General features: G+C 65.0%; 10 protein-coding genes. 8 read left to right on the forward strand and 2 right to left on the reverse strand.

Annotation, left to right across the window (positions count from 1 at the left end; genetic code table 11):
* Both FNX44_RS13665 and FNX44_RS13670 read left to right on the forward strand, forming a co-directional pair.
* Positions 1-411 (forward strand): hypothetical protein (locus FNX44_RS13665; protein WP_228449872.1); only part of this gene is annotated, 411 nt, incomplete at its 5' end.
* 74 nt (positions 412-485) lie between these two features.
* Positions 486-1,049, forward strand: coding sequence for a dihydrofolate reductase family protein (locus FNX44_RS13670; RefSeq protein ID WP_143648439.1), 564 nt, complete (start codon positions 486-488; stop codon positions 1,047-1,049).
* Positions 1,050-1,073: 24 nt separating this feature from the next.
* Here FNX44_RS13670 and FNX44_RS13675 read toward each other — a convergent pair whose 3' ends face one another.
* Positions 1,074-1,352: a hypothetical protein gene (locus FNX44_RS13675; RefSeq protein ID WP_143648424.1), complete on the reverse strand. Its 279-nt coding sequence runs from the start codon at positions 1,350-1,352 to the stop codon at positions 1,074-1,076.
* Between the two features lie 173 nt (positions 1,353-1,525).
* Between FNX44_RS13675 and FNX44_RS13680 the strand changes: the two genes are divergently transcribed.
* Together FNX44_RS13680 and FNX44_RS13685 are read left to right on the forward strand one after the other, a co-directional pair.
* Positions 1,526-1,948, forward strand: a complete 423-nt coding sequence (locus FNX44_RS13680) for a helix-turn-helix domain-containing protein (RefSeq protein ID WP_143648426.1) — start codon at positions 1,526-1,528, stop codon at positions 1,946-1,948.
* Positions 1,949-1,958: 10 nt separating this feature from the next.
* Positions 1,959-2,372, forward strand: coding sequence for a VOC family protein (locus FNX44_RS13685; RefSeq protein WP_143648428.1), 414 nt, complete (start codon positions 1,959-1,961; stop codon positions 2,370-2,372).
* Between the two features lie 68 nt (positions 2,373-2,440).
* Here the strand turns inward: FNX44_RS13685 and FNX44_RS13690 are convergent, their stop codons facing one another.
* Positions 2,441-5,509 (reverse strand): FG-GAP-like repeat-containing protein, encoded by a 3,069-nt coding sequence (locus FNX44_RS13690; RefSeq protein WP_143648430.1) that lies wholly within the window; start codon positions 5,507-5,509, stop codon positions 2,441-2,443.
* Positions 5,510-5,964: 455 nt separating this feature from the next.
* Between FNX44_RS13690 and FNX44_RS29510 the strand changes: the two genes are divergently transcribed.
* The 4 genes from FNX44_RS29510 to FNX44_RS13710 all read left to right on the forward strand — a co-directional run bounded on the left by FNX44_RS29510 (position 5,965) and on the right by FNX44_RS13710 (position 15,620).
* A complete protein-coding gene (locus FNX44_RS29510; protein WP_143648431.1) occupies positions 5,965-12,336 on the forward strand; it encodes an RHS repeat domain-containing protein in 6,372 nt (2,123 codons plus the stop codon).
* Positions 12,337-14,122: 1,786 nt separating this feature from the next.
* Positions 14,123-14,683 (forward strand): hypothetical protein, encoded by a 561-nt coding sequence (locus FNX44_RS13700; protein ID WP_143648433.1) that lies wholly within the window; start codon positions 14,123-14,125, stop codon positions 14,681-14,683.
* 104 nt (positions 14,684-14,787) lie between these two features.
* Positions 14,788-15,273 carry a hypothetical protein gene (locus FNX44_RS13705; RefSeq protein ID WP_143648436.1) on the forward strand — a complete coding sequence of 162 codons (486 nt, stop codon included), beginning with the start codon at positions 14,788-14,790 and terminating at the stop codon, positions 15,271-15,273.
* Positions 15,274-15,392: 119 nt separating this feature from the next.
* Positions 15,393-15,620, forward strand: coding sequence for a hypothetical protein (locus FNX44_RS13710; protein WP_143648437.1), 228 nt, complete (start codon positions 15,393-15,395; stop codon positions 15,618-15,620).
* The last annotated feature ends 52 nt before the right edge of the window (positions 15,621-15,672 follow it).

Here is a 15,672-nt window from a genome sequence, read left to right on the forward strand (position 1 = left end):
ACCCCCGACCCCGCCACCGACGACCCGGCTTTCTGCTCGTCGCCGCCGCGCTCCTGCTCTTCTTGCGCTGACAGCGAGGTGACCGTGATGACCGTCTACTCCGCTCTCAACGTGACGCCGGCCGGTGTTCCGGTCGTGGGCGCGCTGGGAGTGCTCGCGGTGCTCCTGTTCCTGGTGTGGGACGCACTGCGCCGCGCGGGTGAACCGTGGTTCCGGTGGCTTGTTCCGGTGGGCTTCTGCATGCTGCTCGGGTCGCTCGCGCTCGGAGTACCGGCCATCCTCGTCTCGGGCGCCGTGATGGGGATGGGTCTTGGGCTTTCGAACTACTGGCGTTGGACGGGACGCAACGCCCTCGCCCGGCGGAAGAGCCGCACGAGGCGGCGTCTGAAGCTGCCGCCGATCGATTCCTGACGAGTGCGCGTCGTGGTGAACCCGTGGCGGTCGTCGGTCTTACGGTCGAAACCAGTCACCCGGGAGGTCTTCTGATGCGTAGCGTGACCTATTCGATGGGCGTTTCGCTCGACGGCTACATCGTCGGGCCGGACGGCCGTTTCGACTGGACGGCGCCGGACGAGGAGGTCTTCCGCTTCTGGATCGAAGACATCCGGAACGTCGACGTCCATCTGCTCGGGCGGCGGCTGTACGAGACGATGCTGTACTGGGAGACCGCCGACCAGGACCCCTCGGCCGACGAGGCGACGCTCGAATGGGCGGCGCTCTGGAACCCGCTCCCGAAGGTGGTGTTCTCGAGAACGCTGTCGGAGGTGCGCGGTAACGCGCGCCTGCTTTCCGGCGGTCTCGCGGAGGAGATCGAACGGCTGCGGGCCGAGCCCGGGGAGGGCGAGATCGCGATCGGCGGCGCGACGCTCGCCGCCGACGCGGCCGCGGCGGGACTGATCGACGAGTACCGGACCATGGTCTACCCGGTGCTTGTCGGCGGTGGCATTCCGTACTTTCCCCGGAACGAGCAGCGCGTCGACCTGGAACTCGTCGAGACGCGCACCTTCGCCTCGAAGGTCGTCTACCTGCGGCATCGCGTCGCGCGCTAGTCGGGGCGCCCGCAACGCCGAGTCTCAGTACCGTTCCGCCTCCACCACCTCGACGACCCGGGTCTGCGGGTCGACCGCCACGGTCACCCTGGTCAACAGGTCTCTGAGGGCGACCTCCAGGGCCTCCGCCTCGGCAGCGGTGTCGAACTCCAGGTCGATCATGACGGCGCTCGGGTCGTCCACCGGGCGCAGGACGCGGTAGCTCCTCACTCCCGCCTTCTCGCGGCCGAGCGGATCGCTGTCGAAGGCCGCCTTCCACTCCGCGTAGTCGTGTACGGCGTGCTGAACGCGCAGGACGTACATCTCGCCTCCCAGTGCCGGTCCAGCCCCCTTTCCAGTGGACCACTCCCGGCGCGGACGCACACCCAGGCGGCTCCTGGCCCGCCCGCGTGCGGCCGGGCGCACAGGCCCGGACGCGGTCCGACGCCGCGGTCCGACGGTGTGGACGGGCCGGCCGGCTGTGGGATCGTGGCAGGGTGACGACGTTGGAGGACCTGGCCCGGCTGCGGCGGGCGCGGGACGTGATGGACCGCGACTACGCGAAGCCGCTGGACGTCCCGGCGCTGGCGCGCGTCGCACTCATGTCCACGGGACACTTCGCCCGCAGCTTCCGCGCCGCCTACGGCGAGACGCCGTACAGCTACCTCATGACGCGGCGCATCGAGCGCGCGAAGGCGCTGCTGCGGCGCGGCGACATGTCGGTGACCGACGTCTGCTTCGCGGTCGGCTGTACGTCACTGGGGTCGTTCAGCTCGCGCTTCACGGAACTCGTCGGCGAGAGCCCGAGCGCCTACCGCGCCCGGGACCACTCCGACGGCGCGGCCATCCCACCCTGCTACGCGAAGATCCACACGCGACCGGTCAGGAACGGAGAAGCCGGATCCGGCCCCCGGTCGTAGCGTGAGGCACATGGACATCAAGCTCTCCCAGTGCTTCATCGCCGTCGACGACCACGACAAGGCGCTCGCCTTCTACCGCGACGTCCTCGGCCTGGAGGTACGCAACGACGTCGGCTTCGAGGGCATGCGGTGGGTGACCGTCGGATCGCCCTCGCAGCCGGACGTGAACATCGTGCTCGAACCGCCGCTCGCCGACCCGAACGCCTCCGCCGCCGACAAGCAGACCATGGCCGAACTGCTGGCGAAGGGGCTGTTGCGCGGCGTCATCTTCCACACCGACGACTGCGACGCCACCTTCGAACGCATCCGCGCCGCCGGCGGCGAGGTGCTCCAGGAGCCGCTGGACCAGCCGTACGGCGTCCGCGACTGCGCTTTCCGCGACCCCTCCGGCAACATGCTCCGCTTCACCCAGCCGCACGGATGAGTCACGCGAAACGGCTCCGGGGCCGCCCTTGAAAGGGGCGGCCCCGGAGGCGATGTGCACGGTGGCTGTCACCCGAGTGTCGCGTATACCAGCGAGTCGCTGTTCGCGGCGGTCGCGGTGGGGTGGGTGGTGGATCTGAAGTCGTAGTCCTTGAAGATCCTCATGTTCCCGGAGCCAGGGGTCGTGGCCCACAGATCGAACTTGCCGTTGTTGTCGGCGTCCGGAGCGGCGGTGAAGAGGGGCACGCTGGCCGGCTTCCAGTTGGTGCCGACGAGCTTGCGGTACTTCGGGTCTGCCATTCCGGCGCCGTCGGGCGTGCCGCCGTAGTAGACCCAGAGTTCTCCGGTCTTGTCGAACCTGACGACGAGGTCGACGCGGCCGTCGCCGTTGTAGTCGCCCGGTGCGGCGAGGGTGACGTCGTTGAGGTTCGTCACGCCCGGGGCGATGGGCTCGTCGGGGCCGGCAAGGAGGACGGGCTCACGTGAGGAGTCGAGGCGGTGGTCCGGGTCACCGTAGTAGAGCCAGAGGAACCGGCCGTCGTTGACGACGAGGTCCGGATAGCCGTGCGTGTCGAACTTGCCGTCGCCGTTGGTGTCCAGCGGGCCGTCGACGTCTCCCACGGCGAGGATCTGCCGGACGCCGTTCTTCCAGCGGTTGTTCGTCTCGTCGTAGACGGTCAGCTCCTGGGCCCGCAGGTCGGTGCAGTTGGTGCAGACGGCGCCCGCTCCGTTGTTGGGGAAGACGAACATCCGGTGCCGGTCCAGCCGGGAGTCGTGACCGAGGCCGATGAGGTCCTCGTAGCCGTCGTCGTTCCAGTCACCGCGATGGGTGATCTTCATGGCACCCCAGTCGCTTGCGTGGGCCAGGTGGGACGAGCGTGTGAGGCTGCCGTCTCCCGCACCGAGAACCCGCCGGAGGTGGCCGTCCGCGCCGATCGCCCACATGTCCGCGTTGCCGTCGCCGTTGATGTCTCCCGGCTTGTCGGGGACGGAGAGGCCGTTCGCGTAGAAGATGTAGCTCGCTCTGTCCGAACGGTTGCCCGCACGGTCGAGGCTCCGTGCGTAGAGCCAGTTCGAGCCGGCCGATCGCGGTGTGAGCTTCACCGACACACTTCCGCCGGTCGTGCTGGGCTTGGCCTTGCGCAGTGTGGAGTCCCAGCTCGTCCAGTACTCGTACTCGACGATGTCCTTCACGCCGCCACTGCCGATGGTGAAGGTTCCCTGTGTTCTCACGGACGCGGTGTTCGGCGGCCAGCCGCTCGAACCGTTCGGGAACTGAGTGGAGTTGATCTCGGGGACGGTACTCGGGCGGTTCGGGTCGAAGACGAAGCGGCAGCCGGGTTGCCCCTTGGCCGGGTACCAGTCGCTGGACAGCTCACCGTCCGAGGCGTGCACCTTCCAGGAGAAGTTTCCGTTCGCGGTGCCGAGGTGCGGCCTCAGCGCCGCCGCGGTGACCTTGACAGACGCGACGGACCCTGAGCTGACCGACACCGTCCTGTTGATGATCAGACCGTCGCCACCGTTGTTGTGGCCGGTCGGCCAGAGGTGGAAGACGGCTCGTACGGTGCCGCCGTCACGGTCCGACACCCTCGCCTGCAGGTAGAAGTCGGTGTTGCCGATGTACTGGTAGGGCGCCTTGTCGCCGCAGCCGTGCTCGTTGTTCGTGGAGACCGGGTACGTGTCGAGTCTGGTCGGAACGTTCGGACGGGTGTTGTACGTGGTCGTCAACTTCGCCGACTTCGCGTCGAACCGCTTCCAGCCGTACACGTCGGTCTCGCTCGTGGCCTTCAGCGCGAAGGTGAGTGTCTTCCAGGTGTTGGCCTGTGACTGCTTCGCCGCCTTGGTCGTGTCGAACGCGAGGTTCCCGGCCGGGCAGCTGCTGTTGTAGCCCTTGGCGGCGCTGACCTTGTCGAGGGTGGACTTGCGGGCCGGCTGCTTGTTCCAGGTCATGTCCGAGCGGAGGTACTCGGTGTGCCAGAGCTGGACCTCGCGTGCCGAACACGACCACGACCAGGTGTTCTTGATGGTGAACCTGGAGGATTTGATGACGCGTGCCGGGTCCTGGAGGTTGGTCGTGTTCATGCGGAAGTAGGACCGCGACGTGCCGTTGGTGTGGTTCTCGTAGCCGGCCCTTGCGGTGGTGGTGCCCACCGAGCCGTTCGAGTTCCGCCAGTTGTTGCCGTTGAAGTAGCTCTCGTTCGGGTACTTCTTGTAGGCGATCGCCCAGGAATGCCGGGTTCCCGAGGCCGTGTAGCTGGGGTCGATGAACACCGGGTACGTGGTGTCCTCGCCGGTCAGCAGTTCCTCGTCAGGGGTGAGCGTGAGCCGGTCCCCCTCCAGTTCCACCCCGAGTTCGGCCTGGCGGCCTCCCGCGTCCGCCTCGGTGGTGGCCGCGTCGAGGGGTGCGCCGGCCGAGTTGACCTTGAGGCCTGCCGGTTCAGTGGGATCCAGCGGTGTTGCGGAGCTGTCCCACATGACCGGTGTGGGTGCGTGGAAGCGGTCGCGGCCCGCCGGGTCGGTGGCGCGGAGGCTGCCGTTCGCTTCTTTGGCGATCTCGAGGCCATCGCCGGAGAGCTGGTAGTGAATCTTCTTCAGGCCCGGGTTCTGGGCCGCTGTGGCGTTCTTGACGACCAGAACATGACCGAACCCCTCGCTCCGCGCGTTCACCTTCAGGTCGACGCCCGGAAGCACCTCCGGGTAGGTCAGGGTGTCGTCCGCCACGGAGGGCTTCGGCAGGGGGCGAGGCCAACCGACCGACAGGGAGCGGTTCTCCCGGGTGAGTGTGACCAGCGGTCCGTCGCCGCCCCCGGAGAAGGTCATGCCGATCTCGGTGGCGGCGGGCGAAAGCGTCCCGTCGTCGTTCTTGGTGAGGCTCGTGTCCACGTCGACGAGCGTGTTCTGCTTGCGCACCCACTGAGGGACGGCATAGACCTCCTCGGTGAAGTCCCCCTCCGGGTTGGCGAACACCTGGGAGGTCTCGGTTCGCCGGGCGAGGACCTCAACAGCCTTGCCCGTCTCAGCCGCCCTGTTCAGGGCCGCCTCGTCCGCCGGGGACGCCTGTGCGGAGGGCGCGTCGTCTGTCGGTGGTTCCAGAGGCGCAGCCTGCGCCGACGGCAGCGCCACCACGAGAGGCGCCACGATGGCCGCCGTGAGCGCGGCCGCAAGAACTGAACGATTTCTTCGCGCGCTCGCTCGGCTTTTTGAGCGAGGAATTCTCATTACTTTTCCTTTCCCGTTTCTTCGCAAGACACAGCTGTGGTCGACGCGTCAGATACGCGGCTTCTGCTGATGGTTGTATGCGCCTCCGGAATAGGATGGAAAGTGCGTGGTGGGTGTCGATAGCCCCTTTGTTGATCATGTCGGAAGTGCCCACTATGTCCTGAACAGGTCCGCGCTGACCTGGGCATGTGTGGCCGCGCCCGATATACGGTGCGATCGGGCCTGCTGTCGCTGATATGGTGATTTGCGGGAACCACCGGGCCTGAATAACGGGCCGATAAAGGTTCATTGTGGAGTGCTGTCGAGGCGTCTATTGCGGTGCTACCTTCACGAGGCTTTTACGACCGTGAAACTGGGGTGGGGGGAAGTCCGTCATGTCTTCGGACTGGTACGGCAAGGGAAAGCGCAGAGGCGGCTGGGCGCGTGGCACCTGCGCGGCGCTCGTCGGTGTTCTGTTCACCGGCCTGCTCGGCGCGCCGGTCGCCGCGGCGGCTCAGCTGAGCCTGCGTGGGACCCAGCAGCCTGACCCGGTGCCCACCACCGACGTCAGGCCTTCCCGTATCGACCTCGTCGACGAGACGGCAGAACGCGACTCGAGACCGCGGCGGGCCTCCTGGCCGTCGGTTGGGCATGCGACGCTCGACATGACGGGCAAGCGCGCTGGCGACAGGACCGGACGAGCCGGCTCGCTACCTGTGAAGCTGCGGCCCCGAGGCGGCGCAGGCCCCGAGAAGGTCCAGGTCCAGGTCCTCGGCCGCGCCGCCGCGGAGGCGGCGGGCGTTGACGGAGTCGTTCTCGCGGTGCGCGGCTACGGCAAGCGCGCGTCGAAGGGCACGGCAGACCTCTCCATCGACTATTCCGGGTTCCGCGACATGTACGGCGGAGGCTGGTCCTCCCGACTGCAACTGCGTGAGCTGCCCGAGTGTGCCCTCACGACGCCGGGCCGCAAGGGCTGCGCGCCGGACTCGACGATCGAGTCCGAGAACGACCCGGAGAGCAACACCCTCACCGCCTCGGTTCGACTGGACGCCGCCGACCGTGAGGAGTCGGCCATGGGCGCCCCGGTCGCCTCCTCTCCGCTGATGCGCAACTCGGCGACACGTATGGCGGCGGCGGGGGGAACCACGCTGCTCGCCGTGAGTGCCGCCGCGGCGGGTGGCGCCGGAGACTTCACGGCGACCTCTCTCGCCCCGTCGGGCACGTGGAGCGCCGGAGGGTCCTCAGGCGGCTTCACCTGGACGTACCCGCTCGAAACACCTTCCGTACCAGGCGACTTCGGGCCGGACATGTCCCTCGGCTACTCCTCCCAGGCCGTCGACGGACGCACCGCGGCCACCAACAACCAGGCGAACTGGATCGGTGACGGCTGGTCCCTCGACCCCGGCTTCATCGAACGCCGCTACGTCTCCTGTGAGGACGACAAGAAGGACGGGAACAACACCACCCGTGTCGGCGACCAGTGCTGGAAGAAGGACAACGCCACACTCTCCCTCGGCGGCTCGTCCTCCGAACTCGTCAAGGACGGCTCGGAGTGGCGCAAGCAGGACGACGACGGTACGAGGGTCGCGAGACTGACCAGCATGAACCGTGGCAACGGTGACAACGATGGCGAGTACTGGCGGGTGACCAGCCCGGAGGGCATCCGCTACTACTTCGGCTACAACCGGCTGCCCGGTTGGTCGGAAGGCAAGCCGGAGACGAACTCCACCTGGACGGTCCCGGTCTTCGGCAACCACAGCGGCGAGCCCTGCCACGCCACGGCGTTCAAGGACTCCTGGTGCCAGCAGGCGTGGCGGTGGAACCTCGACTACGCGGTCGACCGACACGGCAACGCGGTCGCCTACTACTGGAACAAGGAGACCAACCGCTACGCCCGCAACATGAACGCCAGCACCGGCAAGGGCACACCCACCGCCTACACCCGCGGCGGGTACCTCAAGCGGGTCGAGTACGGCCTGAAGTCCAACCGCATGTTCGCCGACCAGGCCGCCGCCAAGGTCGACTTCACGGTGTCCGAGCGCTGCTTCGTCACCGACACCTTCGACTGCGCTCCGTCCAAGTTCACCAAGGCGAACGCGAGCAAGTGGCGGGACGTCCCGTTCGACCAGTACTGCAAGTCGGGTGACGACTGCGAGGACAACTCGTCGCCCTCCTACTGGACGCGCAAGCGGCTGACCGGAGTCACCACCTCGGTCCTCACCGGGAACGGCTACCAGAAGGTCGACTCCTGGAGGCTGACGCACGCTTTCCCGTCGACCGGAGACGGAAACGATCCACCGCTGTGGCTGAGGTCGGTGCGGCGTACCGGCCACACGGGCAGCGAGCCGATCACTCTTCCCACGGTCAACTTCCGCGGCGTGCAGATGCCCAACCGCGTCGCCGGTGTGCTGGACCCGGTGCCGCCCTACAACAGGTTCCGTGTCCACGCGATCGACACGGAGACCGGCGGCACGATCGGCGTCACGTACTCCAAGCCGGAGTGCAAAGCTGACTCGCTGCCCAGCCCCAGCTCGAACACCAAGCGCTGCTACCCGGTGATGTGGTCTCCGCCGGAGAACCCGGGGCCCGAGTACGAGCCGTACGAAGACTGGTTCCACTCTTACAACGTGACGCAGGTCCTGGAGGCCGACAACACCGGCGGAGCGCCGGTCAAGCAGACCTCCTACCGCTACCTCGGCGGTCTCGCCTGGGCCAAGGGCGAGGACGAGTTCACCAAACCGAAGCACCGCACCTGGGGCGACCGGCGAGGCTACGGCCGGGTCCAGGTCATCGTGGGCACGACGGACGACAAGCAGACGCTGACTGAAACCCGCTACTTCCGGGGTATCAACGGCGCCGCCGTGGCCGACGGCGAGGGCAAGACGGTCACAGACCGTCCCGAGTTCGCCGGCATGGAGCGGGAGACCGCGACGTACAACGGCGTCGGCGGCGACCTCGTCGAGGCCGCCGGCTACACGCCGTGGCGCTCGGCGGTCACCGCGTCCCACAGCAGGGAAGGCCTGCCCGACCTGGAGGCCCGGCGCACCGGTGTCCGCCTGGAGGAGACCAGGACCGCCGTCAGCGGCGGCAAGCTCCGCCGCACCAGTCTCAGCCGGACCTTCGACTCGTACGGCATGCCGACCGAGGAGGCCGACGCCGGTGACACGGCCGTCACCGGCGACGAACGCTGCACCACGACCAAGTACGTGCGCAACACGGACCGGAACCTGCTCACCCAGGTCTCCGAGACGCGGACCGTCGCCAAGGCGTGCGACCAGACACCCTCCCTGCCGGAGGACCTGGTGTCCGCCAAGCGCTACTACTACGACGGCGCCACCTCCCGCACCACGCCGCCCACGGCTGGCGCGCTCACGCGCCTGGACCAGAACGACGGTGCCGGTACCGGGTTCGTCACCAGCCAGAAGCTGACCTACGACACCTACGGCCGAGTACTCACCACCACCGACGCTTCCGGCGGCACGGTCCGGACCCAGTACGTCCCGGCCACCCTGCGGGCACCGGAGCGGACCGTCGTCACCAACCAGCTCGGCCACACGAGCACCACCCACACCGACCCCCGGCGTGCCGTACCGACCGCGGTCGTCGACGCGAACGGCAAGCGCTCGGACGCCACCTACGACGCGCTCGGGCGGGTCACACAGGCATGGGAGCCGGGCTGGCCGAAGACCGACAACCCGAACCTGCCGTCAGCCACGTACACCTACAGCGTCAGCAAGACCAAACCGGTGGTGACCACCGCCAAGACGCTCCAGTACGACAGCTACTACAGCACCAGCCACACCTTCTACGACGGTCTGCTCCGGCCCCGACAGACCCAGGCCCCGGCGGTGGGCGTCGACAACGGCCGGATCATCACCGAGACCCACTACGACACCCTGGGCCGCGCCTGGAAGACGTACAGCCCGTACTACACGACCGGGAAGCCCTCGACGACCCTCGTCGCCGGTGACGACACCAAGGTGCCGGCGGCCACCCGGACCACCTACGACGGCGTAGGCCGAGCCCTGGCCAACATCGCCCTCAAGTTCGGCGACGAGACCAAGCGGACCACCACGAGCTACACCGGCGACCGGACCACAGTCGTCCCGCCGGCCGGAGGCACCGCCACCACCACAGTCACCAACGCCCGCGGCCAGGTCACCGAACGGCTCTCTTACACCGACGCCGCCCGCACCAACTACGTCCGGGCGCGCTACGAGTACGGGATACACGGCCAGCTGACGCGCCTCACCGACGCGGCCGGCAACCGGTGGACCTGGACCCACGACGCGCGCGGTCGGGAGATCGAGTCGAACGACCCGGACAAGGGCCGCAGCACCACCGAGTACAACGACCTCGACCAGGTCGTCCGCACGACGGACGCACGCGGCAAGGCCCTCACGCACACCTACGACGAGCTGGGCCGGCGCACCGAACTCAAGGAAGGCAGCACGCTCCGCGCGAGCTGGACGTACGACACCGTCGCCAAGGGCCAACCGACCTCCGACACCCGGTACGTCAGCGGCCAGGCCTACACGTCGACGATCCAGTCGTACAACGACCGCTACCAGCCCACCGCCTCCACCGTCACACTGCCGACGAGGGAGGGATCGCTCGCCGGCACCTACCGCTGGACCTACGGCTACAACCAGTACATCGGCGTGCAGGAATGGGTCCTCCACCCGGCACTCGGCGGGCTCCCCTCGGAACGCACCACCACCGTCTTCGGCCCCGGCAACCTGCCCGTGCGCACCAGCACCGGCGGAACACTGCTCGTCGGCAACGTCGTCTACGACCCGCTCGCCCAGCCGATCCGCACCGAGTACGGCGTACTCGGCCGCAAGGTGTACGACACCAGGGACTTCGACGAGCACACCGGCATGCTCACGCGCCGCACCCTCGACGGCGACATCGCGCTCAGAGTGGAGGACACCCACTACACGTACGACGACGCCGGCAACACCAAGCGCATCCGCTCCGTCTCCGGCCAGGACGCCCAGGCCGTGACCGACAACCAGTGCTTCCAGACCGACGCCCTCCAGCGTCTGACCCAGGCCTGGACCACCCGCTCGGGCACCAACACCTGCGCCTCCAACCCGTCCGCGACAAACGTCGGCGGCCCGGACGCCTACTGGCACTCCTACAGCTACGACATCACCGGCAACCGGACCAAGGAGACGCAGCACGCCACCCGCACGGGCGAGAAGGACGTGACGCGCGACTACACCTACGGCACGCCCGGCACCCGCGCCGCCTCCGCGCTGCGCGAGGTCACCACCGAGGGCGGCCCCACGGAACGCTTCACGTACGACGCGCTCGGCAACACCACCTCCCGCACCGGCGGCGCCCGCGACCAGACCTTCACCTGGGACTCCGAAGGCCACCTCGCCACCGTCACCCAGGGCACGGCCAAGACGAGCTACGTCTACTCGGCCGCCGGCGACCGCCTCGTCGCACGCGACGGAGACGGCACGACAACGGCGTACCTCCCTGCGGGCAACGAACTCAAGTCGGCGCCCGGAGGCAAGGTCACCGCCACCCGCTACTACCAGCACGGCGGCGAAACCGTCGCCGTCCGCACCGACAACCGCGACGTGACCCTGCTGTTCCCCGACCACCAGGGAACCGCGATGATCGCCATCGCCTGGGGCCTCGGACAGGCGGTCACCCGCCGCAAGCAGCTCCCGTTCGGCGCTCTCCGCTCCGAGCAGTCCACCAACTGGCCCGGCACCCGCGGATTTGTCGGCGGCACCACCGACCCGACCGGCACCACACACCTCGGCGCGCGGGAGTACGACCCCTCGCTCGGACGCTTCATGTCCGTCGACCCCCTGCTGATCCCCGAGGACCAGCGGCAACACAACCCCTACCAGTACGGCAACAACAACCCGGCGACGTTCTCCGACCCCACGGGCGAGGCACTGGACGACTGCGTCAGCGGCCAGTACAACTGCGGCTACGACCGCAAGGGCCGCCTGAAGACCGTCACCTTCAGCAAGAACTACGAGAGCTACACCAAGTCCGTCGGCGGCACCGTCTCACCGAACTACACCGTCGAACGCCACACCGGCTACCGCCACGTCTACACTCGCGGCAAGGGCGTCACGACTCCCACCGCATCGCAGGTCGCCGCAGCCGCCGAGAAGGAACGCAAGCGTCTCCAGAATGCGAGGGACCAAGCGGCCAAGAAGAACGAGGAGAACAGAAAGAACGAGAGCTTCTTCACGAGTCTCTGGAGGGGGACAAAGGAGACGTTTACCACCTGGGACGGCTGGAAAAACCGAGTGCTTCCAGGTATCGGCTTCACGGCCTGCCTCGTCGCTACAGTTGGAGGCTGTCTGTCGGTTGGAGTAGGCATCGCAACCGTCAAGCTGGGCGGAGACCACTTCCTTGGAGATGGGGTAGACATGGGACAGTACGGGGTTGACCTCGCGTGGGGGTTTGCTGGTGCCGGGGGTGCCACCATTTTTGCTAAAAAGGTGATGGGTGCGGGAAGCTGGCGAGAAGCTTTTGCGTCCGGGGCAGTTTCACGCCAGACAGTTCCTGTCAGAACGAAGGCGGGTCTACCCTATAAGTCAAAGAGTCGAAATCCGCAGTTTCGAGGAGTTGGGGGAGGTAAGAAGATCTGGTACCGGGATACGAGTACGGTATATGCGAGCGTAATCGATCGACCGCAGACGGCTGTCAATATCGGCATCAACTCCCAATTCTCCTATGCCTTTTGTGGTGCGGGTTCCGCAAGTGCATTGGATGGTAGAGGGTGCTGAGTTCGACTAAGTCCGAAGTTCCACGGAACGGTGTTCTTCGGAGAATTTCATGGCTGGTTTCGGCGTGGGTAGGTTCTATTGCCTCGCTGCTGACGTATGTAGTGGCAGTGATCGCTAGTTCAAGTTTCGTAAGAGATGACATGTATGTTGGGGCGGCGGTTTGCGGGCTGGTGGCATTTCTTGCCCGCTACGGGAGCTGTCGTATTGTAGTCAGGGAAGGATCTATAACCGTTTTTGGAATGTTGGGTAAGGTCGACGTTCCTTATGGGGCCATCCGAACGGTCACTCTCGGGTCAGGTGCTGGCCTTGAGATTCATACCTTGGACGACCAGGTAGTGGTTCCCTTTTGCTTTGGTGGCTCACTGCTCGACCGCATTGTGCGAAGGGTGGATGCAGCTGCGTTGGCCATCAGGAGGATGATTCCCGATGGTCGTTTCGACGGGCTGAGTCGCCCCCGGATAGCGAGGACTCCCTGGCGTTGGTTCTGGCCGTCGGATGTGTTCGTAGTGTTGGCGCTAGCTATGGTACTTCTCGGATGGTTGTGGGGTGGAGTTGAATCCTTCTGAGCTGGCGTTCAGTGCGGGTTTCGTCGGGAAGCGAGGGAGATTCTGGAAGGAGCATGATTGCAAATATGCTTGCAGGGTCGAGAATCATATGGGTTTCGGCGCTAAGCACAGTAACGAGAAAATCAGGTGGTGGATGTGCGTGGTGCTAATGTGAGCTCTCCCTGGTTTGTGATTCCCGCCTTCGCGGCATGGTTTTCACTCGTTACTGCGGCTGGAATGCATGTGGGCTTTCCCTACTTTGCTGTAGTTCCTGGGGTCGTACTTGCACCAATATTCCCCTTGGTTCAGTGGTGGTGGCGGGCGAGAAAAGCTCAGGGTGGTGCGTCGCCGGGTCAGGATGAGGAGGTGAGTAGACTCGGTCCGGCCTCACTATTCTCAACGGGTACCTTGTGGTTGCTGCTTGCTCTTGTCTTGGTGGTGTCCGAGGCGAAGGGGTTCATTGAGAACCTCGCTATTGTTGGCTTCGCTGTGGGAATCTTTCTCATGATGACCGGAGTCTTTGTGTCATCGACTCGTCGTTCATGGCGGTAGAGCTGCCAGTGGTGCTGCTTCGAAGTGCTAGTGGGCGGCATGGCGCTTCAAGCGGTCTTGTGCCAAACCGGTAGGCATCTGTGGGTGCTAAGCCGTATGATCTCGTACGCATTCTGACGGTGTCGTCGCCCAGTGTCGTACTTTCTGGCGCAAGTACTAAGGGGGAGATGCGTGGAGAGTCTTACGCTGCGGACGCCTTGGGCGGTACCGTCATTCCTATTGGGCTTGGTCTCCACTTTCATGGGGGGCGTCTTGGTGCTTGATGATCCTCTTGGGTACCTGTTGCCTATCCTTTTCTTTCTCCCTGTAGGCCTCTGGGTTCTGTTTGCTTCAATCTTCTTTGGGGTAAGGCTAGATCAATCTGGCATAACGTATAGAGGCTTTCTCTGGAAGAAGATTCCCTGGTCGGACGTACTTTGTGTTCGGCACGGCGCTAGAGGTTCCGAGGGTGGGCCTATCTCTACGAATGAACCGGTGATTGTAAAGAGATCAGGTGGAGAGCTTGAGTGCTCGATACTGGCAGGGTACTCTTTCTTCGCGGGGCGAGTGAACTCTCGAGTCCTTCGGCAAGTCAGAGTGATGGAGAAGTGTCGATCCATCAATGATCCTCATGCGTCCTGAGTAAGCAAAGCTTGGCATGCCGTGGTGCGGGTAGTGCGAGCGCGCTTGACGGCAGGGGGTGTTAGTGGATGAATGAGCAGTCGTCGGCGAAGCGGTTGGTGCTTCGCCGGAGATCCTGGCTGATGTTCGCTTCCGTGGCGTCGGTCGGATTCGTGGTCGCGTACGCTGTTGTTGTTCTTTCACGTAGGAGTTTCCTTGAAGAGGAAATGTTCGCCGGTGCATTCTTCTTTGCGATCGTCGCCTTTCTTGTTCGTTACGGCGCATGTCGCATCGTGTTGAATGAGGAGATGGTCAGGGTGTACGGCCTGTTCGGCCGTGTTGATGTGCCGTATGCGTCTATAAGTACTGTTGGCGTGAACTCGGGGGGTGGCTTGGAAATTCAGACCATTGATGGACGGGTAGTTACTCCCCTCTGCTTCGGTGGGTCGCTCATCGACGGCTTCATTCGGACTGCAGATAAGGCTGCTCTTGCTATTCATTCGAGACTTCCGGGTAGTCGATCCGATCGTATGGACCTGCCACCCGTTTCCAAAGTTCTAGTTCGAAACTTTTGGCTTTCTGATGTCTTCTTGGCGCTGGCCGTTGGAATGGTGGTACTGGGGTGGTCGTGGGATGGCGTCGCGTTCTAGTGCTTTGCTGCGCGTTCGTCGCGATCTAAGCTATTAGCCGAAAGGTCTACCCAGTGCAACCCCAACGCGTGCTGCGCAGGCGGTCGTGGCCTATTATGAGTTGGGTGTCTGTTGCTCTTCTGTTCGTGATGTTGATTCTCGTCATGATGAGAGGCCTGGCGACTGACGCGGAGGGCGAGTCGCTTCTTGTGGCCGCTGTCATGCTGCCTACTGTCGCTCTCGTGCGAAGGGTCGGATCCTGCCGGGTTGTTCTTCTCCCGGGTGGGGTCAGGGTGGATAATGCGCTCTTTTCGCACTTCGTCCCGTACTCGTCCGTCGTTGGAGTGTCCGGTGGTTCGCATGGAGGTTTGGTGTTGGACCTGAAGGATGGGGGAAGTGTTGGTGCCTTTGCTTTTGGCGGGTCGCTCGTAGATTTGATCTTCAAGACCTCTGACCGCGCGCGGTTCGAAATCGAGAGCAGGCTTGAGGTGGTCAGGAGGGGGCATCTTGGTGATGGCGAGACAGTGAAGAGGATCCGGCGTTGCTGGTCTGCTGATGTTGCAGTCTTTCTCGCCGTTGTATTCGCTATTCTTGGCCTGTTTGTCGGGTGATTCAGTCAGATAGGTTAGATCGAGCTCGGAGGCCGTGGTGTCGTACGTCTGCTTGATCAGCCCTGTCTACTTCTGATGTGAAAGTATGGCCACCTTGACTCCTGTGAAGGTGGCCTTCGATGGGGGCGGCGTTGTTCTTGCTTGTCTGTGGGGCCGTGGTCATGGTGGTGGCGGGGGCGATCGTCTTCAACGTGCGTGGTGCGGCTGACTGGTTCTATTTCTGGAGCGAGCGGTTCATAGCGCACTGGTTCGGTGGCTACAGCTACAGGCTTCTTCGGATCTGTGCCGTGCCTTTCCTGGTGGCCGGCCTGGTCTGGACTTGTACGGGGATCGCGCAGATCACCTGATGTCGGCTGTGGCGAGGTCGGGGATGACTTCGGCGCCTGGGAGGGTGGTGAG

It is taken from the genome of Streptomyces alkaliterrae (assembly GCF_007097205.2).
GTDB classification, from domain to species: Bacteria; Actinomycetota; Actinomycetes; order Streptomycetales; family Streptomycetaceae; genus Streptomyces; species Streptomyces alkaliterrae.